Annotated in this window: 30 protein-coding genes; 12 read left to right on the forward strand and 18 right to left on the reverse strand. The window is 66.1% G+C overall.

Going from position 1 to position 26,854, the window contains the following annotated elements; translation table 11 throughout:
- Positions 1-61: 61 nt before the first annotated feature.
- The 3 genes from EV192_RS19540 to EV192_RS53945 all read right to left on the reverse strand — a co-directional run bounded on the left by EV192_RS19540 (position 62) and on the right by EV192_RS53945 (position 2,462).
- Entirely contained in the window at positions 62-814 is a 753-nt protein-coding gene (locus tag EV192_RS19540) for a glycine-rich domain-containing protein (protein WP_132117332.1), read from the reverse strand.
- Between the two features lie 960 nt (positions 815-1,774).
- Positions 1,775-2,089 carry a hypothetical protein gene (locus EV192_RS19545; RefSeq protein WP_132117334.1) on the reverse strand — a complete coding sequence of 105 codons (315 nt, stop codon included), beginning with the start codon at positions 2,087-2,089 and terminating at the stop codon, positions 1,775-1,777.
- Between the two features lie 16 nt (positions 2,090-2,105).
- The gene (locus tag EV192_RS53945) at positions 2,106-2,462 is read right to left on the reverse strand and encodes a hypothetical protein (RefSeq protein ID WP_207926140.1); all 357 of its coding nucleotides are present in this window, start codon (positions 2,460-2,462) and stop codon (positions 2,106-2,108) included.
- Positions 2,463-2,996: 534 nt separating this feature from the next.
- On the opposite strand from EV192_RS53945, the gene EV192_RS19555 reads away from it, so the two are divergent.
- The 5 genes from EV192_RS19555 (at position 2,997) to EV192_RS19575 (ending at position 8,457) form a co-directional block, all read left to right on the forward strand.
- The gene (locus tag EV192_RS19555; RefSeq protein ID WP_132117336.1) at positions 2,997-3,218 is read left to right on the forward strand and encodes a DUF7489 domain-containing protein; all 222 of its coding nucleotides are present in this window, start codon (positions 2,997-2,999) and stop codon (positions 3,216-3,218) included.
- Between the two features lie 155 nt (positions 3,219-3,373).
- Positions 3,374-4,504 carry a polysaccharide deacetylase family protein gene (locus tag EV192_RS19560; RefSeq protein WP_132117338.1) on the forward strand — a complete coding sequence of 377 codons (1,131 nt, stop codon included), beginning with the start codon at positions 3,374-3,376 and terminating at the stop codon, positions 4,502-4,504.
- Positions 4,505-4,749: 245 nt separating this feature from the next.
- Positions 4,750-5,973, forward strand: a complete 1,224-nt coding sequence (locus EV192_RS19565; RefSeq protein WP_165960491.1) for an OmpA family protein — start codon at positions 4,750-4,752, stop codon at positions 5,971-5,973.
- Positions 5,974-6,045: 72 nt separating this feature from the next.
- Positions 6,046-6,645, forward strand: coding sequence for an AAA family ATPase (locus tag EV192_RS19570; RefSeq protein ID WP_132117342.1), 600 nt, complete (start codon positions 6,046-6,048; stop codon positions 6,643-6,645).
- Between the two features lie 1,074 nt (positions 6,646-7,719).
- Positions 7,720-8,457: a hypothetical protein gene (locus EV192_RS19575; protein WP_132117344.1), complete on the forward strand. Its 738-nt coding sequence runs from the start codon at positions 7,720-7,722 to the stop codon at positions 8,455-8,457.
- On the opposite strand, the gene EV192_RS19580 is transcribed toward EV192_RS19575, so the two are convergent.
- From EV192_RS19580 to EV192_RS19630, 11 genes are all read right to left on the reverse strand, one after another.
- Positions 8,395-9,696, reverse strand: coding sequence for a tyrosine-type recombinase/integrase (locus EV192_RS19580; protein ID WP_243726943.1), 1,302 nt, complete (start codon positions 9,694-9,696; stop codon positions 8,395-8,397). The two genes, EV192_RS19575 and EV192_RS19580, sit on opposite strands and share 63 nt — an antisense overlap.
- 40 nt (positions 9,697-9,736) lie before the next feature.
- Positions 9,737-9,943 carry a helix-turn-helix domain-containing protein gene (locus EV192_RS19585; RefSeq protein ID WP_132117346.1) on the reverse strand — a complete coding sequence of 69 codons (207 nt, stop codon included), beginning with the start codon at positions 9,941-9,943 and terminating at the stop codon, positions 9,737-9,739.
- A gap of 27 nt (positions 9,944-9,970) precedes the next feature.
- Positions 9,971-11,575, reverse strand: coding sequence for a replication initiator (locus tag EV192_RS19590; RefSeq protein ID WP_132118228.1), 1,605 nt, complete (start codon positions 11,573-11,575; stop codon positions 9,971-9,973).
- Between the two features lie 86 nt (positions 11,576-11,661).
- Positions 11,662-12,078 carry a hypothetical protein gene (locus EV192_RS19595; protein WP_132117348.1) on the reverse strand — a complete coding sequence of 139 codons (417 nt, stop codon included), beginning with the start codon at positions 12,076-12,078 and terminating at the stop codon, positions 11,662-11,664.
- Entirely contained in the window at positions 12,075-13,556 is a 1,482-nt protein-coding gene (locus EV192_RS19600; protein WP_132117350.1) for an FtsK/SpoIIIE domain-containing protein, read from the reverse strand. Before EV192_RS19600 ends, EV192_RS19595 begins: the two co-directional genes overlap by 4 nt.
- Before the next feature lie 354 nt (positions 13,557-13,910).
- Positions 13,911-14,126, reverse strand: coding sequence for an AMED_5909 family protein (locus EV192_RS19605; protein WP_132117352.1), 216 nt, complete (start codon positions 14,124-14,126; stop codon positions 13,911-13,913).
- Positions 14,127-14,267: 141 nt separating this feature from the next.
- The gene (locus tag EV192_RS19610; protein ID WP_132117354.1) at positions 14,268-14,735 is read right to left on the reverse strand and encodes a hypothetical protein; all 468 of its coding nucleotides are present in this window, start codon (positions 14,733-14,735) and stop codon (positions 14,268-14,270) included.
- Positions 14,728-14,967 carry an AMED_5909 family protein gene (locus EV192_RS19615; protein ID WP_132117356.1) on the reverse strand — a complete coding sequence of 80 codons (240 nt, stop codon included), beginning with the start codon at positions 14,965-14,967 and terminating at the stop codon, positions 14,728-14,730. The genes EV192_RS19610 and EV192_RS19615 overlap by 8 nt, the downstream gene beginning before the upstream one ends.
- Positions 14,967-15,221, reverse strand: a complete 255-nt coding sequence (locus EV192_RS19620) for a hypothetical protein (protein ID WP_132117358.1) — start codon at positions 15,219-15,221, stop codon at positions 14,967-14,969. The genes EV192_RS19615 and EV192_RS19620 overlap by 1 nt, the downstream gene beginning before the upstream one ends.
- A gap of 59 nt (positions 15,222-15,280) precedes the next feature.
- Positions 15,281-15,751, reverse strand: coding sequence for a hypothetical protein (locus tag EV192_RS19625; RefSeq protein WP_132117360.1), 471 nt, complete (start codon positions 15,749-15,751; stop codon positions 15,281-15,283).
- Positions 15,752-15,812: 61 nt separating this feature from the next.
- A complete protein-coding gene (locus EV192_RS19630; protein ID WP_132117362.1) occupies positions 15,813-16,046 on the reverse strand; it encodes a hypothetical protein in 234 nt (77 codons plus the stop codon).
- 2 nt (positions 16,047-16,048) lie between these two features.
- On the opposite strand from EV192_RS19630, the gene EV192_RS19635 reads away from it, so the two are divergent.
- The gene (locus tag EV192_RS19635; protein ID WP_132117364.1) at positions 16,049-17,053 is read left to right on the forward strand and encodes a GntR family transcriptional regulator; all 1,005 of its coding nucleotides are present in this window, start codon (positions 16,049-16,051) and stop codon (positions 17,051-17,053) included.
- A 55-nt stretch (positions 17,054-17,108) separates the two neighbouring features.
- On the opposite strand, the gene EV192_RS19640 is transcribed toward EV192_RS19635, so the two are convergent.
- Positions 17,109-17,495, reverse strand: a complete 387-nt coding sequence (locus EV192_RS19640) for an SCO5389 family protein (RefSeq protein ID WP_132117366.1) — start codon at positions 17,493-17,495, stop codon at positions 17,109-17,111.
- 861 nt (positions 17,496-18,356) lie between these two features.
- Between EV192_RS19640 and EV192_RS55890 the strand changes: the two genes are divergently transcribed.
- The 6 genes from EV192_RS55890 (at position 18,357) to EV192_RS19665 (ending at position 23,102) form a co-directional block, all read left to right on the forward strand.
- Positions 18,357-18,926, forward strand: a complete 570-nt coding sequence (locus tag EV192_RS55890) for a hypothetical protein (RefSeq protein ID WP_243726944.1) — start codon at positions 18,357-18,359, stop codon at positions 18,924-18,926.
- A complete protein-coding gene (locus tag EV192_RS55895; RefSeq protein ID WP_243726945.1) occupies positions 18,926-19,270 on the forward strand; it encodes a hypothetical protein in 345 nt (114 codons plus the stop codon). Before EV192_RS55890 ends, EV192_RS55895 begins: the two co-directional genes overlap by 1 nt.
- On the forward strand, positions 19,257-20,477 hold the full coding sequence (locus EV192_RS19650; protein WP_132117368.1) for an FAD-dependent monooxygenase: 1,221 nt from the start codon (positions 19,257-19,259) through the stop codon (positions 20,475-20,477). The genes EV192_RS55895 and EV192_RS19650 overlap by 14 nt, the downstream gene beginning before the upstream one ends.
- Positions 20,474-21,094: an NADPH-dependent F420 reductase gene (locus tag EV192_RS19655; RefSeq protein ID WP_132117370.1), complete on the forward strand. Its 621-nt coding sequence runs from the start codon at positions 20,474-20,476 to the stop codon at positions 21,092-21,094. Before EV192_RS19650 ends, EV192_RS19655 begins: the two co-directional genes overlap by 4 nt.
- A 412-nt stretch (positions 21,095-21,506) precedes the next feature.
- Positions 21,507-21,752 carry a hypothetical protein gene (locus tag EV192_RS19660; protein WP_132117372.1) on the forward strand — a complete coding sequence of 82 codons (246 nt, stop codon included), beginning with the start codon at positions 21,507-21,509 and terminating at the stop codon, positions 21,750-21,752.
- A gap of 120 nt (positions 21,753-21,872) precedes the next feature.
- The gene (locus EV192_RS19665; protein ID WP_132117374.1) at positions 21,873-23,102 is read left to right on the forward strand and encodes a cytochrome P450; all 1,230 of its coding nucleotides are present in this window, start codon (positions 21,873-21,875) and stop codon (positions 23,100-23,102) included.
- A gap of 391 nt (positions 23,103-23,493) precedes the next feature.
- On the opposite strand, the gene EV192_RS19670 is transcribed toward EV192_RS19665, so the two are convergent.
- The 3 genes from EV192_RS19670 to EV192_RS19680 are packed head-to-tail and all read right to left on the reverse strand — an operon-like array spanning position 23,494 to position 26,596.
- The gene (locus tag EV192_RS19670) at positions 23,494-24,660 is read right to left on the reverse strand and encodes a multidrug effflux MFS transporter (protein ID WP_243726946.1); all 1,167 of its coding nucleotides are present in this window, start codon (positions 24,658-24,660) and stop codon (positions 23,494-23,496) included.
- Complete coding sequence (locus EV192_RS19675; protein ID WP_132117376.1) at positions 24,657-25,628, reverse strand: alpha/beta hydrolase; 972 nt, start codon at positions 25,626-25,628, stop codon at positions 24,657-24,659. The genes EV192_RS19670 and EV192_RS19675 overlap by 4 nt, the downstream gene beginning before the upstream one ends.
- The gene (locus EV192_RS19680; protein WP_132118232.1) at positions 25,625-26,596 is read right to left on the reverse strand and encodes an alpha/beta hydrolase; all 972 of its coding nucleotides are present in this window, start codon (positions 26,594-26,596) and stop codon (positions 25,625-25,627) included. The genes EV192_RS19675 and EV192_RS19680 overlap by 4 nt, the downstream gene beginning before the upstream one ends.
- Positions 26,597-26,854: the final 258 nt, after the last annotated feature.

The following is a 26,854-nucleotide window of genomic DNA, read 5'->3' on the forward strand; positions in this document are numbered from 1 at the left end:
GGCCTGGGGGTGGGGAGACTGCCCGGAGCGGCAGAAACCCGATATTGGTCGCCGAGCGGTGCTACCAGAGCATGATGGCCATGCCGGCATTGCCCCATGCGCCACTGCCGGAGCTGCTGGCAGCGGACACGCCACCGGTGCCCGCACCGTTGGTCAGGCCGGTGTTGACCGCGACACCGGGGTGGAAGCTCTTGTCACCCGCGGTGCCGCTGAGTTTGTATCCGCCACCGGTGTCACCGGTGGTCGCGTTGACGACGTACGGCGCTTGTTGGGAAAAGCCACCGGCGCCTCCGTTCAGGCTGCCTCCCTCGCCGCCGAAGGCGGCCACCGTCATGCCGTTGACGGTAATGGTGGTGTCGCCTCCCTTTGAACCCAGCTCGTTCGGGCCGCCGCCCCTGCCGCCGTCGCCGATGTTGGCGGTGACTTGGACTGTGCCGGTCGTGCCGCCGACGTTGTTGATGACAGTGCGGACATAGCCTCCGCCGCCGCCGCTTCCCGTGATGCCTCCGGTGTACCCGCCCCCACCGCCTCCTCCGGCGCCCCACAGTTCCACCAGCATCGCCGCGCCGGCAGGAACGTTGACCGTGCAGGTGGCGATGCAGGTCTTCTGCGCGTTGAGACCAGGAGCCGCCGCGGTTCGCACCGACGGGTCGGCGCTCGCGTTGTCGGCACTGGAGACCCAGATCCCACCTGCGAGCACCAGCAGTGCCGTGAGAGCCGCGAAGATCGTGCGGCGCTGGGTGGAAATTCCACCCGGCACGGTACTCGTGCGGCCTATTGAACCCGGAGAATGGTATTTGCGCGGACTGGACATGAGTTGAGCGCCTCCTGTTCGGCGGATGCGTAATTCTCTGGAGCCCGGAACAAGCTCCTCGCGCTAAACGACGCGATCCGATTCGGATGTCAAAACTCGACGTGTGGACCGGATGACAGCCGGCATGCCTCGACATTCGATGAACTAAGCCCAAAGGCTGTTCGGCAATACCGGAAACAGCCTCGGCTGGCCGGGCTGATCATCTGGTGATGCAAGGCTATAACGCCTTGTCAGGCTAAGGTTCCTGGGTATGGCCATGAACACCTACCGGTTCAGCGTCGCATGCCATCGCCAGGCGCCTTTACGGTCGGGTGGCAATCAGCGGAAGATCCAATTCTGCCGATTGTCTGTCCGACCAGGACTCAACGTACTCGTGATCGCGATTCATCGACACCCAAGTCACTCGAATGGGAACTGTCTTGGGTGGTTGTGCGGGTTCAAGCGCTCTTTCCTGCGGATGCTTGGTGTGTCCCCAATTCGTTAGTGGACGTACCAGGTATCTCCCAGAGCCGCGTCCGCTCAGCCGATGCGGTCGGGTGAACGGGTTCTGGCTCGGGCGAACGGTGTTGTTGGCGAGGGCGACCCGTGGTCCGGGTGAGTTGAGGGCACGGGGCGGCTGGACTGCCAGAGACGTACGGCGGGCCGGTCCGCACTGTTCTCCACAAAGGACAAGGTGTTCACCGCCTCTGTACAAGGCAATGCGTGGCTCCTGAGTTTCGGCGTCGCTTCCGGACGGCTCGCGACGCAAATCCTTGACTGCGAGTCGTGCAGGGGCAACTCGCGCACCGCTCGCGGCAACCGGCCGGGTTGTCGACCGTTGTTCCTTGAGGGCGGCCGGAACACCTACAAGGGTGCGACTCGCGAACAACCGTCCATTGCGGACATTGTCGGCACCTCCAGTAGCCTGGCACGCGGTGATTCAGCCGTGCGTGAGCAGAGCTTCTGTTGAGATCGCGGCCATCACTGTCTGGCTAGGAGACGCACCCGTTGGCCGCGGAGAGTCGCCAGATGGCTGTGCCATGGGCGGGGATCGACGCGGTGAGCGCGGACGATGTGGTCGAGGTCGCACCGGTCCAGTCGCTTGACCAGGACGTCGGTGGTTGAGTTGGACGACGCGACCGTTGCCTGGTGGCCGGCGGAGTCCTGGTCCCCGCCGTCGCCGGCGATGGTGAAGTCGGGGTCGTTCCAGTTGCCCAGGGAGGCAAAGGACGTGAACCCCTTGTTGTACCCGTAGTTGTACATCACGCCGCCCCAACGCGAGCCGTTGCCGTACATGGCGATGTCGGCGCCTTCACGCCAGAGTTGCCCGACTTGACCCGACCAGCCGATGACGGACAGCCAGTTCGGGCCTCCCTGGAAGCCTGTAGACGGCCTCCATGCTCATTCCGGGCTGGGACTGGACGTTGCATCCGTCGAGTTTCAGGTAGTCCACCGCCCATGAGGCGAAGTCACGGGCATCGGTGGCGAAGTGGTTGGGCCCGCTGCCGGGGTAGCCGCCGCAGGTCTGCGTGCCGGCGTCCAGCATGACCCGCGCCAGCGACAGCTGCTGTGCACGGGCGCCATCGAGCTGGACGTCCGCTGCGATCTCCGTGTCCAGCCCCACCGGCAACTCGGTCCAGCGCGCCGAGCAGCTCTTGGTCGCTGGCACCCGGTTTCGCCATCAGGAGGTTGTCCCGCACCGGGTCGTGAAAGACGTGGTGATCTTGCGTTGTCAGCACCACTTGCTCGCGCAGTCGGTCCGGTGGCAGGTTGGCCATAGGCACCCCGCCCACGGTCACCGATCCGACCCGCGGGCGGTCCGGTGCCCTCCAGCGCGGCCGAGACCTCATCCAGCACCGGCTCCGCCGCGGATATCAGCCGACTGCGCCGATCGAACTCCTCAATGTCGGACCGGTCGATCGGCACGCCCGGATCGACCCCGCTGAGGGCGGCCCGCTGTCAGGACCGCGCGATCACCGGCCGCGACGGCTCGTCTATCACATCCATCAGCGACTTCCTCGTCAGCCGACAACGGGCAGGGCGAGTGGTCACGCCAACGGTAACGATCAACGCCCGCGACATCGCCCTCCCACCCCGCCGGGCCGGACACCACCTGGTTGACCCCGGCATCAACCAGGTGGTGGGTCGAGGTCTCGCCGCCTGGTCGAGTTGTGCGGCCGGGGTGGTCCCGCAGACTTGGGACATGTCCAAATCACGGAAGCCCGCCCCGCAAGACGCGTGGGACGGCGTGGTCCTCGACAAGTCCCGCGGTATGACCGACGGTTCGAACATGTACCGCTACCTCACGGTGCGGCTGTCCACCGGTGCGACCGAGAAGATCAGAGTCGACCGTGACCTGTGGAACTCCGTCGCCAAGGGCGACGGAATCGTCAAGCAGGCCGGCTCGGACCCGATGAGGAAATGAGCTCCCGACTACCGTTCGGCGAAGCTTCCGTCTCATCCCGGTCGCTCTCATCGCCCAGCCCACCCGCCCTGTGGGTGATCTCGAAGTCAACCTTCCCCGGCCTCGCGCGTCGACCTTAGTGGACGACGGTCAGGCTGCTGGGGGAGGGAGAAGTCATGCGGGCCCGAATACTGGGGGTTGTCCTCGCGCTCGTGGTCGTGTCCATCGCATTGGTGGCGTTACAGGCCAGGCAGGACGACGTACCACGTGTCAGCACAGGGGCGGGTGTGCCCGCCGGAACCACGGCCAGCACGCCCGCGCCCGCGGCCGCTCTTCCGCCGGACGTCGAGCCGGACTGGATGCGTCCGCTCAATCCCGGCGAGAAACCGCCGCAGTTCGTGTTGTTCTCCTTCGATGGTGCCGGATCACACGAGCACTGGCAGCGGATGCTGGACATCGGCCAACGGTCGAACGCGACGTTCAGTGCGTTCCTGTCCGGGATCTACCTGTTGTCCAACGACCAACGCACGCGGTACACCGGGCCGGGCCACGCGGCGGGCCGGGCGTCGATCGGGTTCGGCGGCCCGCCGGACGAGGTGCGGACCAGGATCGACGACCTGAACACCGCCCGACAGCGCGGAATCGAGATCGGTACGCACTACAACGGTCACTTCTGCCGAGGCGCCGAACCGAGCGTCGGCCGGTGGGACGCCCAGATGTGGCGCCAGGAGCTGGACGAGTTCTTCACGTTCGTCACCCAGGCCCCGGGCCTGCGGCTGGACCCGGCCACCGTCAAGGGCGGCCGAACCCCGTGCCTTGAAGGACGGTTCGACGTCCTGTTCCCGGTCCTGGCCGAGCGCGGAATGACCTATGACTCCAGCAGGGTCTCCGACGGGCTCGGCTGGCCGGACAAGGAGAACGGCGTCTGGGAGTTCCCGATGCCCAGCGTGCGGGTGCCGGCCCTGAACAGGAAGGTCATCATGATGGACTACAACCTCTGGGTCTCCCTCAACCAGGCCAGGGAGGACAGGTCCAAACGCGACGAGTTCGCCGAAGTCACCCTGGACACCTACCGGGCGGCCTACAACGCGGCCCTCCAAGGCAACCGCGCGCCCCTGGTGATCGGCAACCACTTCAACGACTGGGCGGGCGGCGCCTTCGCGCTGGCCGTCGAGCGGTTCATGCCCGAAGTCTGCGCCAAGCCGGCGACCATCTGCACAACGTACTCGCAGGTGATCAAATGGATGGAGATGCAGCCACCTGAGGTGCTTCGGGCGCTGCGGAAGCAGCCGAACGCCCAGACGTAGACGACCGCCGGGTTCATGACACGTCCTTGGCGATCTATCCGCGTGAGGACACCCCCGACTACTCCGCCCAGCCACACCAACACCTGGCAGCCGCGCACCGCGCCGCCGGACACGACAGCCAGACCCGACGCATCCTTATGGATCCTCAGATTGCAGGATTCCGGACGACAAGGGCCGCGACTGCTGCCCTCCGTGCGGCGCGCGCGAGTGTTGCCTGCAGCTGTCGTGCGGCGGACAGTGGCAGGGTGGCCACCTTCGACCCGCTGCCTCGCGTCGCCGTCGCCCGCATGCCGGAAAGTTCGGCTGCTCGCGGTGACGCGCCCTGGCTGTATCCGGGTAACGGGGCCATGACGCGACTACTGGTCAGCCGCGAGGAAGACGGGCAGCAGCAGAAAACGGACGACGCAGGTTCAGCACCTGCGGGCCACGACTCCGTCTGTGTCTGGTTCCCGCTGGACTCGGCGGAACCTCGTCAGGACAGCGAGGTGAACAGCGCCGGACACATCGCGGTCGCCGTCACCGCCGTGAAGGCGCAGTTGGCGCGGGACAAGAACGCGAAGATCACGATCGCCGGTTACGCCAGTGAGGAAGGCGCGCCCGACCACAACCAGTCGCTTTCCGCCCGGCGGGCCGCCCGGATCAAGGCGCTGCTGGTGACCGCCGGGATCCCCGCCGAGCAGCTGGTCGACATCGGCCGTGGGGTCAGCCGCAGCTGGCCGGGCCGCGCGTGGAACCGCCGGGTCGACGTCGAGGTGACCTACGACTCCGCCACCGAACCGACCGAGACACCAGTGGATTCACGCGAGAGCCGCAGCTACACCAACCGCGAGGCGATCGTGATGGAGCGGCTCGAACACCTCTCCAACGTCGCCCAGCGGGAAGGCCCGAACGGAGCCGCGTTCGCCGCCGTGAACAACGACTTCCGCACGGCACTGCGGCAGCGGATGACCGCCCTGAAAGAGGGCGACCCGCTGCCGGACGACCTACAGATCGTGATGAAGGCGCTCATTCTCTGGAGCAAGGACAAGGGCACCACCTGGGGCGAGGGGATCTTCGACTCGACCGACGTGACACTCAGCTGCGCCGACTACGCCACCGTTCCCGCCTCGCAGAACAAATGCAGCTCCTACGTGGCGGAAGTGCTCTTCGAGGCGGTCGGCACCGTCCACAAGGTCTACACGTCCGACGAACAGGCGGGCAAGTTCTTCCCGAACCGAGCCGCCGACTGGGGCGACACCGCCAAGGTCATCTCGAACTACCCGGTCGTCTCCTCGCCCGCGCTGGGTGACGTCTGGTCGAACGGGCACCACGTTGGGATCTTCCTCGGCAACTACAACGGCCAGCTGCTCTACATCAGCGCCCGCGACGACGGTGACGGTGTCTTCGGCCTCGGCAAGGCACAGCACGCCCACGGCATCCAGATCAAACTCATGCCGGCTGGTGGTGTGTACCGCCACTTCCAGCCCTGACCTACCAAGGTTCATGGCGTCGCCACTTGTGCGGCAAGGGCCCGTTCACAGGCCCATCCGTACCCTGTGGGTGTGCTCTTGTGGATCAACGGTCCGTTCGGCGGTGGCAAGACCCAGACTGTCTATGAGATCCATCGTCGGCTTCCGCACAGTGTGGTCTGCGACCCGGAGCACGTCGGTTTCGGCTTGCAGCGGATGGCCCCACCGTCGCTACGCGGGGACTTCCAGGACTTCCAAGCGTGGCGGCAGGGCGTGCGGGAGGTGCTGGACCGTGCCCTCACCAAGCATGAGGGCACGGTGATCGCGCCGATGACGCTCGTGGAGCCCGGCTACTTCCAGGAGATCATCGGCGGCCTGCGAGACGACGGCCACGACGTCCGGCACTTCGCGCTGCTGGCCGATCGTGAGAGGGTCCTGCGTCGGCTGCGTGTACGCGGCCTGGGTGGGCTGGGCCGGGAGAGCTTCGCGGTGTCCAAGCTCGACGTGTGCCTTCAGCGGCTGCGGGAGCCCGGGTTCGGTGAGCACGTGCGGACCGACCGCCTGACCATCCCCCAGGTCGCCGATCGTATTGCTGCCTGTGCCGACCTCACGCTGACCCCGAACACCGACGGCGCGTTGCGTGGGCGCCTACGCCGAGCCTGGACATCGATCAAGCACATCCGATTCGACTGACCGTCTCACCTCCCCTCGCGTATCTGGCCCGGACTGCGCCGAAGCCGACATGACCCACCCGCCTACCGGGCCAGACCGTTGTTCGCGGTGTGCCAGGCTCGGGGGCGTGACCTTCACGCTGATTGGCCGAGCCCCTGCGTGAGGGGTACCGGTGGGCCCGGATGAGCGCGGCGATCACCGCCCGCTCTCCGGCGGCCCGGAGTTCGGGCGAGCTGAAGCGTCGACAGCGAACCTGCGGGCCACCTGCTCCTCGCTGCTGCTTTGGACTGCACGTCCGTCGGGGCCGCGGTGCGGACGACGAGCGACCACGTGGTCCGTGTCGAGCGGCGAGTGGGGGAATTACGTGAGCGGATCATGGCCTGCTGGGGGAATTGTGTGAGCGCTGACACTTGTTCGGCGAAGGTGGTGCGTGCGCAGTTCGGGTGTGCCGCAGACGAATCGACGGACTCGTAACAGACTACGGTCTCGGCCCCACTAATCGCGGCATCGGACAGGTGCCGCTGGTAACGGCTGTGCACCCGCTCGGATCGAAGCGCACAGCCTGGACAGACCGCGTCTGGCGCGGTGGTGCTGGCGTAGATCCGCACGGTCGGCCCCCGGCGGGTGACCTGCTCGATGTGCAGGTCGGAAAGGTGCGGAAGCAGGGCTGCCAGATCATGGTCATCACACCCAGAACGTGATCAACTACGAGATCGGTCCATGATCATCAGGGTGGCATCACCAACTTTGTGCCAGAGCCCCATATCTCCGTTGCCGTGGTCACGCGGCCTGGGCAATCCGTCGTCCGATGCGCCATCGAGGTCAGCCCACCAGCACAGGAAGATGCTGGTCAGGCAGGGCAGCGCTGGTTCGCGAGGACCAGCGAGGATCGCAACAGCTTGGTAGCCCACAACTCAGCTTGTAACGTCTTTGACGCAGCGCTGGAACGAGACTTCAGCGAGGATGGCAACGCCTGCGGTTCGGGTTTGTGTTGTGTGGGAGCGTTGATCTGTCGAGCGTTTGGGTGTCAATCGGCGTGCGGCCGTTCGGGTCGACTGGGGTCGTTTAGGGCGACGGTGAGGCAATACTGGGTCGATGAGTGACGCGCCTGACCGACCGGTGCGTGGCGCGAGGGTTGTCCGCGTGGCCGGCGATGTGGGCACCGTGGTGCAGATGGGCATCGTCGAGGGTGGGATGCGTGTTCACCAGTCCGTCCACCGACCGGTGGTGGCATTGCCGCATCGGGCCGGGATCTTTCCGGTGCGGGCGGCGGCGTTTCAACACCGCGCGGTCGCCGACCTGTTGGCGCGAGTGCTGGCCTGCGACTCGGTGGTGCATACCGTTGTGGTGTCGGGATTGGGTGGGGTGGGCAAGACCCAGTTGGTGTTGGACTGTGCCGAGCGGTTGTGGGCCTTGGGGCAGGTCGAGTTGTTGGTGTGGGTGACCGCGGGCTCGCGGGAGGCGGTCGTGTCCAGCTTTGCCCGGCTGGGCGCCGACCTGACTGGTATCGAGGACCCGGACGCCGAGTCGTGCACGCAGGCCAGGTGGGCCGATCGGTGGCGGAGTGCGGCATCGTTGCTGCCTGAGGCGGACGGCCTGGCTGATGGGCATCGGGCCACGGTGGCCACGACCATTGCCGTAGGCGATTCCGCCTCACAACGCCGAATCGCCTTCGCGACGACCATCGGCACCACCATCGAGTGGTACGACAACTTCACACGCACCGCCCTGACCAGCCGCTATGGAGTTTGTGATCTTGCTAGGCCGTCGTCAGGCCGTCCCCGGTTCGTCGGCCACGCCTCTCGTTCGGCGTGGCCGGAACACCTTGTTTGAGGCCAGCCGTGCCCGCTTGTGGCTGGAGGGCACCAAGTGCGTGTAGATCCGGAGGGTGTAGCCCGGGTCATGGTGGCCCAGGTACTCCGACACCTCTTTGATTGAACTGCCTTGCGCGAGCCAGTTTGACGCGCAGAAGTGCCGCAGGGCATGCATGCCGTCCCGGCGGTTGGTGTACTCCAAGCCCGCCGCCTTGAAGGCGCGCTTCCACACCTCATCGAGGAAGTTGCCGCCCCGCCACAGGTTGTTGGTCAGCGCGCCCCGGAACTGGCCGATACCGTCGTCTGTCTTGTCGATCAGCAGCCGGACCGTGACCGGCTTCCCGGTCGGCTCCAACCACGGCAGCGTGACCCGAACCGGCTCGTATGTGTCCAGGTAGTCATCGAGGGCATCCAACACGCCCTCACCGAGCGGCACCACCCGCGTCTTGCCGCCCTTGGGTGGCGCGAAGACCGGGTGTGGATCAATCCATCTGATCTGTCGGTTGACATGCAGTTCCAGCGCGTCACGATCAATGTCGTCCGGGCTGAGCCCGAAGATCTCCATCTGTCGCAGAGCCGCACCAGCACCGAGAGGCACCACCACCTGATAACGGTGCGGTAGCGCCAAGTGAAGTTTCTTGATCTTGACTTCCTGCCACGGAGTGATCTTCCTTTCTTCCGGCTTGGGTCGCTTGATGCTCTTGTTACGCAACGGGTTTGATCGGATCAGCTTATCTTCCACCGCAGCACTCAGGATCGCTGACATCAGGTCGAAGATCTGCGCCCGGTATGCTTCGGTGATCTGGTTTCCCTTCATCCAGGCCAGCCAGTCACGGGCCACCACTACCGTGACGGACTCCAACGAGCTTTCCTTGAAGAACGGGTAAATCTGTGCGTTCAGCCGCCGCGTGGTGGTCTGGACCGTGTGAGCGTCCTGTGACTGTCCTTTCAACCATCCGGTGACATAAGACCGTAGGGTTGCCTTTCCCGCGTCCGGGTCAATGTAGACACCCGTGAGCACATCGGTCTGCACCTTGGCAAGGAAGTTCTTTGCCCGCGTCAGCTTCCCGTCCGGGAACGACTCCGAGGTCTCCTTGCCGGGGTTGTTGGGGTCGGGGTAACGGACCTTGTACCGCAGGCCCTTCCCATGCAGATCAGTCTTTTCCCGGACGGGCTTGTTCTTCGCGTTCAAGACGACGTTGCCGTTCTCGTCGCGTTTGTCGCGCCACCACCGGTCTTGGATGTGCCCAGCAGCCATGTTGTTGTGTCCTCTCCCGTCCAGTTGCCGAAAGAATCGGCTAGGCCACGTTGTCCCTGTCGATCTCTTCCAGCCATGTGATCACGTCGCCCGGGTCGTAGCGGACGTGTTTGCCCATCCGCTTGTACGTCGGGCCAGTGCCCTTGTGCCGCCAGTCCCGAAGGGTCGCTTCGGAGATCTGGAGGAACGCCGCCAACTCCGCAGGCGTCCATAACGGACCGGCTGTCGCTTCCCGATATGTGGTCATGTCTTCTGCCCCTCCCCCGAGGTCCTACTACGCCGCATCCACGGCGTCGGCCGTGTCCGTGGTTGCCGAAACATCCCGACCAGGAGGCCCGGCCGCCGCCAACAGCGCCCGGTCATATTCCGCCCGCCAGGTGATGCGTTGCGCGATGGCGTGCATCAGCAGGTGATCTCTGGGTGGGGCGTGTTGATCGGACGGGTCGACCGTGCGCCAGATCAACCGGGACGTGTCAGTGACAGGCTTGACGATCCCGACCGCCGCGAGCATCTGAGCGACGAACGCTTTCCGGTCGGCCCGATGGTCGGTCAGGGTCTTGCCGGACCACTTCCTAGAGACCAGCACCCGCCGACCCGGCAGCCCCAGCGAGGAACGCCGATGTGCCCTGCCCTTGCACCGGCCAGGCACAGTCTTAGCGTTGACACCCTTCGGGTTGACGCCATAGAGCAGCCACACCGCACACGACGCCGAGCACGGGGTGACCTGAAGTTCCGCGTGCAGCCGCTCATGGTGGGCCGCCTGCCGATCACTACCAGCCTCGATCACCTCACCGGTCGACTTCGTCAGGTACTTGGTGAGATACCCGATATGCCGCCCGGCCTCCTCGGTGTCGCCGAGGATGCCCTTGGAATGCACCTGGACCCCGAACCGCGCCACATGCGCCGGCTCGTCCACCGCCGCCACCGCGTCCTCCCACGACGTCAACGGCGCCCGGGTGACCGGGTCCACAAACGACCGAACCCGACTGTCCCACTCAGGCAGCGGCTCACCGTCCAGGTAGACCCGTTCGTCATGCGCCGGCCACCACACCTGATGGTAAGTCGCCGCCGTGACCAGCCGCAGCACCTCATGCGAGATCGAACCCCGAACAGCCGCGTGCAGATGCGGCGCCGCCCGCTTCTGCGGTTCGACCGTGCCGAAGTACTGGACATCCCAGCCGACCACCCGGCGCAGGTTCTGCCACCACCGGTCCACCAGGGACGCGAAGTGCACCGCATCCCGCGCCGCCCGCCGATAGTCATACGTGTCCGGCCGGACCGGCGTACCGTCCTCCAGCACCCGCCCATAGCTGTCCAGGGTGAGCGTGACGAACATCGACGGCCGATACCTGCCCGCGTACTCCCGGCCGACCGTGGTCTTCGCGACCTTGCGCCGAGGCAGCTCGGGAGCGTCCTGGCGCCGCTTGGTGGACCGCTTCACGGCACACTTGCCGGGGGTGTCCGGGGACGGCAGCCGACCCCGCATCCCCAGTTGCCGAAGTTCCTGATCGGTCTGGGTGATCTGCTCCCGCAGGTCCTCCGCCTCCTCCAGATCCCCCGCGACCACGGTCTGTTGGTAGGCGGTGAACAGGTCCGCCCGCAGCGTCACCAGCGCCGCGTGATCCCCGGTGGGAGATTCCGCTGTCAGGTCAGGCTCGTCGGTCCGGTGCCACCCTTCCCGGCATTGAGTGACCCGCAACGCCTTAGCTTTCTGCGCGCATGGCCGACACACCGACTCCACAGTGGACCCACAGGGCACCGCGACATACCGCAGTTCCCCCGTCTCCGGGTCTCCGACCTCCATGGTGAACGGCCGGACACACACCCCGTGCTGTTCGGCCGCCGCCTTGACCACGTCGGCCGCCAACGGCACCCGCATCCGTTCCGCCCGGGTCCGGCCCGCGACGTCCAGGGGGACACTGGCCACGCCCTGGGCCGCCGGCTCTGTGGTCGTACTGGTCGCGGTCATGCGGTCCGCCCATCGGCAAGCAGCGCCCACGACCGCAGCAGCGCCCAGGACAACGCCACTCGTCGACCAGCGACCAGGCCCGGCAACCGTGGCCCATCCACCAGGCCACCGAACACCCGCACCGGCACGTCATCGGTGAGCCGGCCCCGTACCTCCAGCACCACCAGGTCCTCATCCGGACACGACGGCCGCCAGGCGCACGCGGTCACCGCATCCAAGGTGTCCGCCCACGTCAACAACTCCGCCGCCAACTCCGGCAGCGACCCGCCAGACAGCTGGATTGTTCCCGCGGAATTGCCCCCGTCGACAGCCGCTGTGACCTGTACCGGGTCGGCCAGCTCGAACCCCGTCAGATGCTCGGCCAGCGACGCCAACATCTCACCGGTCGTGATCATTGTTCGTGTGCCGCTCATGCCGCCGCACCCCCCTCGCCGCCATCGCTCGGGCTACGGAACGGCAGCACCTCACCGGTCCACCCGTTGATGTACGCCCGCAGGTCCGCCAGATCACTGTCGGTCGGGTAGAACGCCCGAGCCCGCACCGGTTCCCGCTTGCCCTCCTCTTTCACCCAGGCCACACCCGGGGTGAGTTCGGAGATCTCGTGTGCTTCCGCGCCGCGCTCCCGGACCCCATCGCCGAGGGTCATGTCCACCTGGGTGGCCTCATCCAGCCGCATCGCGATCCGGGTCGTGAACAGGTTCCTGAAGGGCACGATCTCCTTACGCGGGTCCTGCACCAGGGCCAGCGTGGCGAACCCGGGAGCCCGGCCCTGCGAGGTGATCGTTTGAATCGCCGCCTGAGCGCGTTCCTTCAGTCGCTTGTCGGTCTGGTAGGCGATCACGTCCGCCAACTCATCCACGATCAACACCGTGAACGGCTGACCACTCTCCGCGCTCCAGCGTCGCCGCAGGCCCCGATACTCACCCGCACGTGCCCGGACCTCGTTCGCCAACTCCTCCAACAACTCGACCGCGTCCGGCCCGTTGTCATAGACGACCTCGTGGAACACCTCGGGGCACTGCCCGAGCTCCATCCCGCCCTTCGGGTCGATCCCGACCAGCCGGACGAGACCGGCTTTGATCAGTGGCGCCAACGCCCACACCACCGACCACAGGATCGAACCCTTACCCGCGCCCTGGACACCGACCACAAGAATCTGATTGCCCAGCAGCCGAATCCGCCACGCCTTACCCGTCTCCGTCCGACCGATCACGATCCGCTTGAGATCCACGCCCGACGCATCCGCCATGGCCGGGAGCGGCAGCGTGCCGGTCAACGGGTCCGACCGGATCAAGTCCAACTCGATCCGCCCCGGCCCGGTCACCCGCACCCGACACGAGTTCGCGTGAAACGAGTGCGCCAGCCCGGAGGCCCGTTCGGTCCACTGCTCCGGCGCCTGGCCCTGGATCATCCGAACGGCGACCTTGTCCCGCCAGCCTTCCGACCGCACCCGCTTCAACCGAGGCCGGTACTCCCGGCCCTTCGCGGTGCCGGTCAAGTTGGCCAGCCGCATTACCGTGCGCCACTCCCACGCATAGACGCTCATCCGCCGGACCTCAGTGCGCAGCCACCGGCACCGCCGGGTGAAGGACTCCGTGAACCGCCACCACCACACCAGCAACCCCACGATCACCACCGAGGCCACCGCGCCCACCAGGTAGTGACCGGCCCACCAGTCCAACGCCAGGCCCCCGACAAGCAACGTGATCGTGAGCGGGTAGTACCAGCACAGCCGCACCAGCTTGGCCAGAATCCAGATGACCAGCCACGTCAGCACGATCGGGGAGATGATCAGTTTGACCCAGCCGGGCAGCAGGGTCCACCACGGCAACCGAGGCCGGGCGATCTCCAACGGCGCCGGGTCCACCCAGCGCGAACCATCCCGACGCATCACCAACCACCCCGCACAGCCGAGGTGGACCTGGTGATCGTGGGGAACTCCAAGGCCAGCGCGCCGGAGCACGCCGAACATCTCGTGTCGCCAGGCAGCAGCCGAGCGAACCGTTGACATTTCTCACACCGCGTTTGGGTGATACCCCTTGCCGGGGTCCCCGCGGCTTGCTCTACGCTAGGCACAGTCTGCTCCAAGTGGACTGGCACAGAAGCGGAATTAGGTTCCTAGGCCGCTCATCCGCTTCTGTGTCAACAAATTTCCGGTGAGGTAGGGCGCAACAGGCCGTGCAGCATCGCCACACGACCCACCGCGCGTTCTTGTGTCTACTATGGACTTACTGCGTGTTACTGATCACTTAGGACACTTCAGCGCCTGCTCAATCTGGTCGACTTTCTCCTGCTCCAACCAGACACACGCCAACGCTTCCCACCGATGATCCCGGTCGGTCCGGGCCACGCTGGAGAACATCGCCGCACGCTCCCGGAAGAAGTCGCGCTGTTGCTGCGCCGTCGCGTCCTTTGCTGGCGTCATCGGTGTCACCGAGTACGCCTGTTGCAAGGTGGTCACGCCCTCCCCAAAGCGCCGCGACCCCCGTACAGTCATCTCTCACACCTCCTTGGTATTCCTAGGGTCGTGTCCAGGCATGACGGCGGGTTCCAGGCAGCCACCCGAGACACCCGCCGCCCTGCCGGACATGCCGTTGCCTGATCATGACGTCGCCCTGTCCTGCTCACGAATCGTCTGAGCATGGGTACGTTGACGGCGAGCAGCCACGAACGCCTCTCGCGCCAGTACCGGGTACATCTTCCCGATGTCGATCAGGACATCGGCATTCGCCTCATGCCACTCCGCCCGCTCCTCAACAGGAACTGAGTCATTCGGCCGGTTCTCGACCAACTGAACGATCCTGCGCGCGAACTCAGCCGCCCGATCCGTACCCGTCGCTGCCTCCTGCCCCTGCTCACCAATCCGTTCAGCCTGTTGCAGCTCACGGCGAGCAGCCACGTTCGCATCCCGCGCCAGCACCGGGTACAACCCGCCGAGCTCGAACAGGACCTTGGCGTTGCGCTCATGCCAACGCACCCGCTCAACAAGCGGCCCCCCGTTCGGCCGATTCGCCAGCACCTCAACCACCTTCCAAGCGACGTCGACCGCGCTGTACTCCTTCCTAGTCACGGTCGCCCTCCAGCAATTCACGGGCACACTCCCGTGCCGCCTCAGCCGCACGCCGCGCCGACGCCGTATGCGACGAATCAACCCGAGCGATCTCATCCAGGATGTTGGCCTGCCGCAGATACCAGGCCGCCCACTGCACCCTGGTCGCCGACTCGGTAGGCCGCGCCGACCGCAGGTCAGCCAACGCCGCCGCCAACACACTCGGGGAATCACCCGGCCCCTGCATGTCCATCACTGATACCCGCCGCCCGAATCGCCGAGTGGATCACGCGCGACGAAACAACGTCCACTGCGGTCACCCGCCTCAGCAGGCGCGGGCATCCCGTCCGGGTCCAGCCGTTCCGCCAGCACCATGGCCGCATCCGCCAGGTCCAACAGGAACGCCGCGAACATCGCGCGGTCACCCTTCCCAGCCGGTGACGCGATCAACACTTCGCCCGGGTCCAGCGACAGTGACAGGCCCGGCGGATCGTTCTTACTCCCCACCAATACCTCCACTGTCGCTTCCGGCCCCACCGCCCACAACGCCTGACCTAGCCCAGACATCACGCCGCCGACTTCGACGCATCACCGGCCGATGCCGCCTTGCCACCACCCGAGGCACGCGAGCCCGCACCCGCACCGGCCGCCTTGAACCCGGTCGCCCGGAACGCGTACGACTGGTACTTGAACTCACCGTTACCCGCCAGCCGAGGCTCAGCCGTCACACCCTCCAACTCAATCGGCCGCATCCCCGGCAACACCTCACTCGTAGTCGGGACCGGCTGAACGTCACCGACCAACGTGATCGTGAACGACGCCCGCTTCGCGTTGCCCTCATCCGGGTCCGTCACGTTGATCTTCCACTGCCGCTTGCCCGTCAGCTCATCACTCTTCTGCCGCACCGGCCGACCCGACGCCCTGTCCTCCCGAGACTGGTACTCGTTGTCCGGCAACACCTCACCGACCAACACCAGACCCTTCGGGAACGCCTCATCAAACGACACCGGAAACCGGTGTCCCTTTGGGATAGCCATCATTAGTCCTTAGATAGTTGCTGCTTAGTTGCCTTTGCTTGCGCTTCAGGACACGTACATGTCAACCCACGGCCCGCGCTCGAAGCGCCTGGGCCAACTCTCGGGAATCCGACGCGATCTTCAACGCCTCTTCTTGATCCTCTAGCCCGAGCTTCGTGGCGACCGATTCAAAGAACTCGGCCTTCTTCTCGAACCAGTCCGCCCGTTCGTCCCGTGTGGCGTGCTGGTCAGGGAGCTCCCTGGTCAGCTCAGCCAGCCTTAACGCCTGCTCCGCCCTCATGCCGTGGCTGATCATCGATGGCGTCCACCTCCGTCCGTGTCGTCACGCTGAAATCGATCTTGTGTCCGCGTCCTGTAGGAACGGCCGTCGTCTGCGTCTCCTCCGTCCGCCGCCTGTCCGACGACCCGCAGGCGGTCACTTGGCATGCCAAGAGTTGGTATGCCAAGATAACCACAAGACAGGGGACTGGCGCAAGCACTTGGCATGCCAAGTTTGCTCAGAAGGGCGGCGACGTGAACAACAGTGACACTGAGTACATGTATGAGCGGATCGCGAAAGCTCTGCGTGACCAGATACTGACGCGCGAGCTGGCCCCCGGCGGAAAGCTACCCACACAGGACGAGCTATGCGAGGCGTTCGGCGTGTCGCGACAGGTCGCCCGTCAGGCTCTCGATCTTCTCGGAACCGAAGGGCTGATCGATCGGCAACAAGGCGGCCGAGCAACAGTTCGCCTCTACGACCCCCTTGTTCGTAGGGCATCGTTGCACTACAAGTCGTTGCCAGGTGCCCCGTTCGCCGAGGAGGCCCTGGCGACTGATCGCACCCCGCGCTATACCTACGAGACCACGGAAGCGAGGGCAGATCTGGAGACCGCAACGCGCTTGAAGATCGCGGTCGGAGATCCCGTCATACAAACGGACTACATGTCTTACGCGAACGACGAACCTCTCATGATCGTGACGTCGTTCGAACCGCTAGCGATCACCCGGGGAACAGTGATTGAGCGTCCCGAGGAAGGCACCTTCATGGGGGACGGCATCATTGATCGGTTCACAGCAATCGCCCTGCGTCCGACCCGGGTTGTTGAGCGGCTGCACTCCCGAATGCCGCGCCCGTCGGAAGTGAAGCAACTACAGCTCAAGCCGGGGACGCCAGTCCTTGTGATCGTTCGCACCGTGTATTCCGACGACACGCCCGTGGAAACCGGGACGCTGCTATTGGCGTCCAATCAATACAAGCTTGAGTACACGATTCCCGTCGCTCCCCTGACGCCTGGAATTCCATCGTCCGGCGAACAATGAACAAGAACGTGCCACCGGCCAAGGGGCTACCGGTGGCACGCACTCACCCAGGCGATCAACAGTCGATCAGCTCTGGTTTCTGGTTCAAGATCTGCGCTTCCAAGGTGATGAACTCCGCGTACTCCGCAGTCGCGTCGGGCCGGAACGCAGCGACCTTGCAGCAGTTCTGGAAGGCGAGCTGAACCCCGAAGTGACGTTCCATCGCACCGCGAATTGAAGTACTCGCGAGCATCCGGAACAGTTGCCCGTAGCCGGCCTGGTCCGGCGGCGCGATCTCGTTGTACGTTGCCCTGGCGCCTGTACCGTGCAGTTCGTCCACCAGCCGAGTTACAACGGACCAGGCGTACGGCAGCGAGTCACGCACACAGTCAACGAACGCCTGTTCGTCCACCTTGCCCTTCTCGGCCTGTTCGATCAACTCTGGGGGAACGGTCAGTGACATGTGCGTCCTTCCGTCGAAGCGTCGACGCATCCGACGTTAGGCACGAGACGCCATGAAGCACCATGCTCCGAACGGGTTCCATTTCGATGTACGTCGACTTACGAATATGCGCATCCGTTGATAATGGTGGCAGCTCGGAATCCGTCCTGCGTCGCACCACGGTCGAGTCGTCGTGCCGCGCATCAGCCGACACCTGACATGTAGGTACTTGTTGTGTTGCCGAATTTGGCTCTATGGGATCAAGGCGCGCCGCCGCCGGCGGCGCGCATCACGCTCGCGGCTCAGGCCAGCGGCATCGCGACACGACCGGGCTCCCGCTCCGCTCCACCCGGTCGGCCGCCCGCCGAGCCCCAAGCCGCACGCGTGAGTCCCAGCAGCCAACGACGGCGCGCAGGCCCGCACACCCACCCGACAACAACCCGGACATGCCTCAGCCCGCCAGGTCCAACCACACGGAACCGACGGGCTGACAACCCACGACCGCAGCGACCCTCACACGAACTGAACCAGCCGCGGAATCCACTCCATCCGCCCAGCAACAACCCAACGACTTTCATGGGCGTACTTCCAGCATGGTCACCCTGCGCCGCTCCCGCCGGCTCACCCTCCAGCCCCCTACCGATCGGGGCACAGCAACAACGACCGCAACGCGAGGTCACCAAAGGTCCCTCTCCTTTGATCATTTAACACCGGCCCGCCGCCATCAAGGGCGCCTACGGCGTGGCTGCGCCATGGACGCAAGCGCCCACCCTTGACACCGACGACCCGGTGCTAACGCGCGGCAAGGGCGAGGGGTGAGGGGGCGGGCAGGGACCGCCCGAATCACCTTCACACCGCCCGTCACGCCAGGAGGCCGCCACCATGACCGGACAGCTCGCATTGTTCCCCGCCTTCCAGCTCACCCTCTGGACCCGATACGCGCTGAACCAGACCTACGGCCCCGACCGTCCACAAGGGACCAAGGCAGCCAAGGCCAGGCCGTCTACAGGCCGTCCGACGTCCAGCCACGTCCCGCCGCAACCGGACGCAACGAGCACAAACCAGCAGGTCAAAGCGGGTACACTGGGTAACACACTCAGGCCGGGAAAAGCCAGCCGAAAGAAGTACGACTTCCTCATCTACACGACGAGCGCAGGGCTGGTGTTCGCTCAGCTCTTCTTCCAGCCCGCGGGCAAGGAGATCGCATTGCTGCTCTCGTTCGCCGCGGTCGGCATCTCCTTCCTCGTCCGCCCACTCGGCGCATTCCTCGCCGGGCACTTCGGTGATGTCATCGGACGGGCGGGTGATGCTGGTCGTCACGCTCGTCCTGACGGGTACTGCGACGACCCTCATCGGCGCGCTCCCCACCTACTCGCAGGGCGGCATCACGACGCCGATCCTGTTGCTCGCAGGGTCTCTCGGCCGGTGGCGAGCGGGGCGGGGCGGTTCTGATGGCCGTTGAGCACGCCCCCGCGGGCCGCCGCGGTCGCGCGGGTACCTGGCCCCAGTTCGGTGTCCCGCACGGATTCCTTCTCGCGTCGGGGATGACCGCGCTCATGACCGGTGTCATCTCCCCCGGCGAGGCGTATCTGCGGTGGGGCTGGCGCGTGCCGTTCCTGGTGAGCCTTCCGATCGTGCCCCGGTTCAAGCGCCGCCGCCGCCGTCTCCGCGTACCTCCTCGACGAGCGGCTCCACGGTGTTCGCGCCGAAGGAAACCGTCGGCGAACTCGCGGGCGCCCGGTAAGAGATGCACGCGTTGCGCAAGTCAGTCAAGGAGAAGCAATGGTAAGTCATGACACTCGAATCGCGATCATTGGCGGAGGGATGGGCGGGCTGACTGCTGCGATCGCGCTGCGGAGGATCGCCGGAGTCCAGGTCACCGTGTTCGAACAGGCCAGCAAGCTGGGTGAAGTGGGCGCAGGTGTCACGGTCGCGCCGAACGCCGCGCGCGTTCTCGACAGGCTCGGCGTGCTCGATCGGATCAAGCGCGTCGGAGCAGTCCCCGACGGGCACGGCGTCTATCAGAACGCCATGGGCGGCCTGGTGACCGATGCGGCATGGGAGGACTCGGCCAAGCAGTACCAGAACATCGGGATGTACCGCCCGGACCTGATCGACGCCCTGGCGCAGGAGATCGATCCGGAGACAATCCGTCCCGGCCACCGGCTGGCTTCGGTGGAGACCCTGGACCCGGGCGTTCGCGTCGAGTTCGAGAACGGCGCGAACGACGTGTTCGATGCCGTGATCGGAGCGGACGGCATCCATTCGGTGGTGCGGAGAGCCGTCGGCCAGTTCCCTGACCCGGTCTACTCCGGGTACATCTTCTATCGCGGAGTGGTCGACGCATCCCGCCTGCCTGACGATTGGCGCATGATCAGCCAGGTGTGGATGGGCAACCGAAGGCACTTCATGTGCTATCCGCTGCAGCAGCGGAAGCTGTTCAACTTCGTCGCCGGTATCCCGAGCGACAGGCCGCGGGGCGGTGTCTGGTCCGGCCCGGCAGAAGTCAGCGAACTCGCCGCCGAGTTCGCGGGCGCGGACTGGGACCCGAAACTCCAGAAGTTCATCGGGCTCATCGAGCACACATTCTGGTGGGGCCTCTTTGATCACGAACCCCTCACCAACTGGTCCCGAGGGCCGATCACACTGCTCGGCGACGCGGCGCACACGATGCTGCCGCACCAGGGTCAGGGTGTGAACCAGGCGATCGAGGACAGCATGGCGCTCGCCACGTTCCTCGCAGCAGCCGACAGTATCGCCGACATTCCCGAGGCGTTCAGGCGCTACACCTCAGTCCGCATGCAACGCACGGCGATCCTGCAGAACGGCTCTCGCAGGGCCGGAGCCATGTACGACGCACAGTACGAATTCGCGGACCTCAAGAAGCGTGACGCCGATATCCGAGTCGGGCGCGACTTCCGGCGACGCGTGGTGTTCGACTACGACGCACAGAAGGTGGCCGAACAGGCACTCAATCGATTCCGGGGGGTTCAGGGCGCATGACTTCGATCAGCATCATCGGCAGCGGCAAGATGAGCGGGGCGATCGCAGAAGTCGCGACCCGGGCCGGAGCCAGCATCCAGATCATCAAGCGCGGTGCGGAGAGCATGTCCGCAGCGCGTCCTGGTCTCGACTATGGCGTCATGGGCGACAAGCTCATCGGAGACCTGGTCGTGCTCGCCGTTCCGTACGGGGCGTACCCGAGCATCGTCGAGCGCTATCGGGACCAGCTCCGCGAAAAGGTCGTCGTCGACATCAGCAACCCCATCGATTTCTCCACCTTCGATCAGTTGAAGTCGCCCGCCGACTCATCCACCGCCGCCGAACTCGTGAAGCTGCTGCCGGCGGGCACGGCAGTCGTCAAGGCGTTCAACGTCAATCTCGGAGACACGCTCGCCAGCGGCACGAACGGCACGACACGCACGACCGTCCTGTTCGCCGGCGACTACGCGGATGCGAAGATAGCCGTCGCGGCGTTCATCGAGGCGGCAGGAATGCGTGCGGTTGACGTCGGCCCTCTCACCCGCGCAAGGGAGCTCGAGGCGATGGGCTTCCTCCAGATCGTGCTGGCAGCGCTCGGCAAGACGCGTTACGAGTCGGGCTTCACGCTGCTGGAGTGAGGTTGGGGCCGGAATGGTCGAGGCCCGCAGGCGATCATGGTCCCATCGTGGCTTTGATAGCGAGTCCCTGCGACAGTCCCGATCGTCAGCGTTCTAACGTAGCCCGGAAATTGAAGCCGGATGGACAACTCCGGCAACCGAGCAGAAACCAGGTCATCGGGCCGCCGGTCGACCAGCGCCCAACTGGTCAGCGTGGGCAGGTCGGCGCCCGGCCGGAACCGCCGCGACCGCGAGCAGGGACGTGTGCCCGAACACGGCCAAAAAGGCCGCCACGGTAGCCGGCTCGGTCATCACCCACCCCCTCGCCTCTCCCTCGTCCGTAGGTTGCGCTTTGCGTATCAGTTCGCCTGGTACCGGGAAGCGTCGCCCTGATGATCGCCGCCGCATGGCTTCGGCGTCCAACGGAGAACAGATGAGGCGCATGCGGGTGGGCGTCCACCGGACTGTGCTCGTCGTGGATATGGAGGAGTTCGGGCAGGGGTGGCGAACCACACCGCGCCAGGTCGCCGTCCGGGAGGGTTTGGACCGGGCGTTGCGCCGGGCATTCGACGACGCCGGTCTGCCCTGGGTCGACTGCCGGGTGGAAGACCGCGGAGACGGGGCCGGTCCCCGTCGCGGTGAAGGAAACGTGCGCGACCGGCTGGATCTGCTGCCCTGATCATCCATATCCCGCGATCCGCCGCCAGGAGCTGCGATGACGAAGTTTGTCGGTTGTGCTCTTCCGATCACGGGTGGCCGTGCGACAAGGTGGAGGTGATTCCGGTGGGAGGACGTGGAAATGTCAACTGTGGTGGATGGTGTATCAAAGTCGAGTGATGTTCCGTTTCTCAACATTGTTGATCCAGAATTCGACTTCACCGCTTCGTCGGTCGTCGAAGCGCAGGCGAAGAGCTGGTACGCGGACAGTCCGATCGGTCTGCTGGTTCTGCGTTATGCCGAGGCCAACGCGTTGCTGCGGGATCAGCGGCTGGACCACAACGGCAAACGCTATCTGGAGATGAACGGCGTTTTCGACGGCCCGATCTACGACTGGTTCGTTCCGATGATCGTGAACCATGACGGGGCGGACCATCATCGGCTGCGTGGCCTGGTCGGCAAGGCGTTCACCCCGCGGATGGTCAACGGGTTGCGGCCGTTCATGCGGGCGAAGGCGGAGCAGTTGGCTGATGAGCTGGCGTCGGTTGGGGTGTGTGAGTTCATCGCGGACTTCGGCAATCCGTTGCCGCTCGCGGTGATGTGTGAGCTGCTTGGCGTGCCGGCTGAGGACTATGACACGTTCCGGGTGTGGACCACGGATGTCGGTCTGGTGTTCAGTCTGGCTCATGGTGGGGACATTCGGGCTCGGGTCGAGGCGGCGTTGGTCGGCTTGACTGGTTATGTCGATGCGTTGATGACGGCCAAGGCGGCCGCGCCGGGCGACGATCTGATCTCCGCCCTGGTGGTGGCCCAGCGGGATGATGGCCGGGTCAGTCGGGCGGAGTTGGCCAACCTCATCGTCACCCTGGTCTTCGCGGCGCACGACAGCACCCGCCATCAGCTCGCCAACGCGATGGTGGCCTTCGCCAGGCACCCCGAGCAGTGGAATCTGCTGTCCGCCCGGCCCGAGCTGGCCGACCAGGCCGTCGAGGAGGTCATGAGATGGATCCCGTCGGCAACGACCGTTCGCCGGTTCGCCGCACAGGACTTCGACTACCAGGGCCTGCACATCGCCAAGGACACGTTCATCATGATCTGCGTGACCATCGCCCAGCGTGATCCGCGTGTTTTCGCTGATGGTGCCAGGTTTGACATCACTGCTGTCCGGAAGGGGTCGGCCCTCTTGCAGTTTGGTGCCGGACCGCATCATTGTTTGGGTGCCGCGCTCGCGCGGGCCGAGATGAGCGAGGCTCTTCCCGTGCTCGCCTCCCGGCTGGGACCACCGGTCGTTGACGGCCCGCTCACCTGGCGCCCACCCATCGGAATCCACGGCCCGAACGCACTCCCGCTTCGCTTCGGCCGCCACGACTGAATGTCACCTGTGGACTGTGTCAGTCGTGCGGCTTGACCAGTTCTTCCCACGCGGCGCGGAGGTCGGCCTGGATGCCGCGTTGGCTTAATGGCCGGGTGGTCGGCCGGTCGTGATGGGTGATTCTGCCTGGTGAGTAAGACAGTTACGTTGTGGTCAACGGCCGGTTCCGTCGGGTTCCACGGGCCCGTGCGGTCAGTCACCGCGGCGGGCAGTGCGGTGACTGTCACGGGGACCCGGGTGAGTGGGTGGCCAGGCGTCCGGCGATGGTGAATACAGGCGTGGCCGCAGGAGTTTGGGTTCCAAGCCACAACCGGCGCGTCGTCTCAGTGTTGGGAGATCGTCGTATCCTGTCCCTGACCAGCATGGGCAGACGCTGGTCAGGTGAACCCGCTCAACGCCGCGGGCCACCCCAGACCAACGCCGCCGCAAGGCCGTAGCCCGCGGTCATCGTCAGGCTCATGGACAGCGGCCCGGCGCCACCCAGTGACACCAGGGGCGCCACGACCGGGCCGAGGGCGAACAACGACGTCCCGAGCAGAGCCGCCGCCGTGCCCGCGCGGTCGCCGTGGTCGGCCAGTGCGAGGGCGGAGCCGTTGGACTGGGCGCCGCCGGTCGCGAACATCAGCAGGGCCAACGGAATCAGAAACGCCACCAGGCCGGCGTCGAACAGGACCGTGACCAGCATGGCCGTCCCCGCCAGGGCGGTGGTGACTGTGGCGACGGTGTACATGCGAACCAGGCCCAACCGCCGGACAAGGGCACGGTTGAGCTGGGCGCCGAGGACGGCCATGACCGCGTTCGCGGCGAAGCAGACGCTGAACCACTGCGGTGTCAGGGTGTAACTGTTCTGCAGGACGAAACTGACCGACGCCAGATACGTGAAGAACGCGGCGCCCCCGAACATGTTGACGAACAGGAAGCGCAGGAACAGCCGGTCCCGCAGCAGCACACCGAACTCGCGGCCGGCGGACTTCGGCGGGGCACTTTCCGGCAGGCACGTCAACGCCAGCACGAACAGTGCGACGCCGATCCCCGCCAGCACAACGAAAATCCCCCGCCAGTCCATCACCGCCGCCAGTTGCCCACCGACGACCGGCGCCACGATCGGCGCGATCGCACCCACCGTCGTCAACAACGCCAGCAGCCGCGCCAGCTCGACACCGTGCGCCAGGTCGCGCGCGACGGCCAGCGAGATCACGATGCCCGCCGACCCGCACAGCCCCTGTAGGAACCGCGCCACCAGCAACAGCCAGATCGACGGCGCCACCGCGCACACCAACGACAGTACGGCGAACAGCCCGACACCGGCCAGCAGGGGACGGCGTCGGCCGAGCCGGTCGCTGAGCGGACCCACGACCAGCTGGCCGAACGCCAGCCCCAACATGCACACCGACATCGTCGCCTGCGCCAGGCTCTCGCTCGTGCGCAGGTCGGTGGCGAGCCGGGGCAGTGCCGGGAGATACAGATCCATCGAGATCGGCCCGAAGATCTCCAGCATCCCGAGAACGACCGCCATCCGCCGTGGACTCACCCGGGTGGCGACCTGCGGCACGCTCATGTGGCTCGCAGGATCCGCCGCAACCACGACAACCGGGCGGCCACGGCCGACCGGGACACCTCGGCGTCGGGGGAGAAGCCCGCGAAGCCGTGATACCCGCCCGCCCACACGTGCAACTCCGCCTGACCACCGGTTGCCCAGATCCGCAGCGCGTAGTCGGTCGCCTCGTCCCGGAAGATCTCCGCCGCGCCCACGTCGATGAACGCGGGCGGCAGACCGGAGACGTCCGGAGCGCGGGCGGGCACCGCGTACGGCGAAGCTTCGTCGGTGCCGCGCAACGGGCCGAGCAGGGCGTTCCACCCGGTGTCGTTGTTGTTGCGGTCCCACGCGCCCAGCCCGTCGTACTGCCGGGTGGACACCGACGTGTTGCGGTCGTCGATCATCGGGCACAGCAGCATCTGCCCGGCGATGGCCGGACCGCCGCGATCCCGGGCCAGCAAAGCAACTCCGGCGGACAGTCCACCTCCGGCGCTCGCGCCCGTCACCACGATTCGGTCCGGGTCGACGCCCAGCTCCGAGGCGTGCTTGGCGGTCCACACCAGACCCGAGTAGCAGTCCTCGACCGCGGCGGGCGCGGGATTCTCCGGCGCCAGCCGGTACTCGACGGTGACCCCGACCGCGCCGAACCTCAGCACGTCCTGGATCAGCCCGTCCAGACCGAAGAACCGGTTGCCCAGCACCATTCCGCCGCCGTGGATGCTGTACAGGGCGGGCGCGTCCGCGATCGGTGCCTTCGGGCGGACGATGGTCACGGTGACGTCCGGGGCACCCGGCGGGCCGGGCACGGTCCGGTCCTCGACATCGACCGGGTGGTCGCCGATCATGTCGGCGACCGGCGGGATGATCGTGTCGAAGTGCGCGCGGTTGGCGAGGATCGTGTCCGCGCGCAACGGGATCCGCTCCACCAGGTCCAGGAACGCGGCGAGGCCCGGCTCCAGCTCCGGGTCATAGGGGACAGGGGTGGTCATAACCCGAGCACCCGGCGCAGCCACGAGTTCCGCGTCGCCAGCGCGGCCTTGCTGATGTGCCACTCGGGGACGTAGATGTCGAACCCGTGGAACGCACCGCTCCACACGTGCAGTTCCGCCTGCCCGCCGGTGGCCCAGATCCGCAGGGCGTACTGAGTGTCCTCGTCCCGGAACGGCTCCGCGCTGCCCACTTCGATGAACGCGGGCGGCAGCCCGGACAGGTCCGTGGCGCGGGCCGGGGCGGCGTACGGCGACACCGCGTCCGTCCCGGCGTCCGCGCCCAGCAGGGACTGCCAGCCCGCGATGTTCGACTCGCGGGTCCACGTCCCGATCCCGGCGTACTGGTGGCTGGCGACCGTGGTGTTGGTGTCGTCGATCATCGGGCACAGCAGCAGTTGCCCGGCGACGTGCGGGCCGCCGCGGTCCCGGGCGAGCAGCGCGACCCCGGCGGACAGGCCGCCGCCCGCACTGCCGCCCATGACCACGATCCGGTCCGGGTCGATGCCCAGCTCCGACGCGTGTTTGGCGGTCCACACCAGACCCGCGTAGCAGTCCTCGACCGGTGCCGGATGCGGGTGTTCGGGGGAGAGCCGGTACTCGACGTTGACCGCGACCACGCCCAGTTCCAGGACCAGGGCGAGCAGCCGGGGCACGTCCATGTCGCGGTGGCCGACCATCATGCCGCCGCCGTGGATGTTGTACAGGCCGGGAACCGGCCGGTCGAAGTCGCGCGGTGAGATGATCGTGACCGTCAGGTCGGGCGCGCCCTCCGGCCCCGGGATCGTCCGCTCTTCGACGGTGACGGGTGCGTCCCCGACGGCCTCGGCCGCGGGTGTGAACATCGCGGCCATGGCCTGCCGTATCGCTGGGACGGTCTCAGGCGTGAACGGCGGGGCATCCTGCGGCACGATCTCGGCCAGCGCGGGTTCGATCTCGGGATCGAACGGAACAGGGGTGTACTCGGTCATCACGGCCCTTCCACAGGTCGGCGGATCGGTCAGGGGAGACGGGGGTCGATGACGGCCCTTGACCTCGTCGAGCCGGTGCATGGCCGCGATCCGGTCGGACGCCTGGGACAGGCCGCCGAACAGTGTGTCCCACGGCATCCCCGCCGGCGAACGTGAGGTCGGGACGGTCATCAGGCTCCTTCCGGTGACAACCTGGCCACGTGATGGTTTAGTCTACGGGTGTCGACAAAAATGTCGAGACCCTGTGACACCTCTGGG

Origin of the sequence: Actinocrispum wychmicini (assembly GCF_004345645.1) — a bacterium.
GTDB classification, from domain to species: Bacteria; Actinomycetota; Actinomycetes; order Mycobacteriales; family Pseudonocardiaceae; genus Kibdelosporangium; species Kibdelosporangium wychmicini.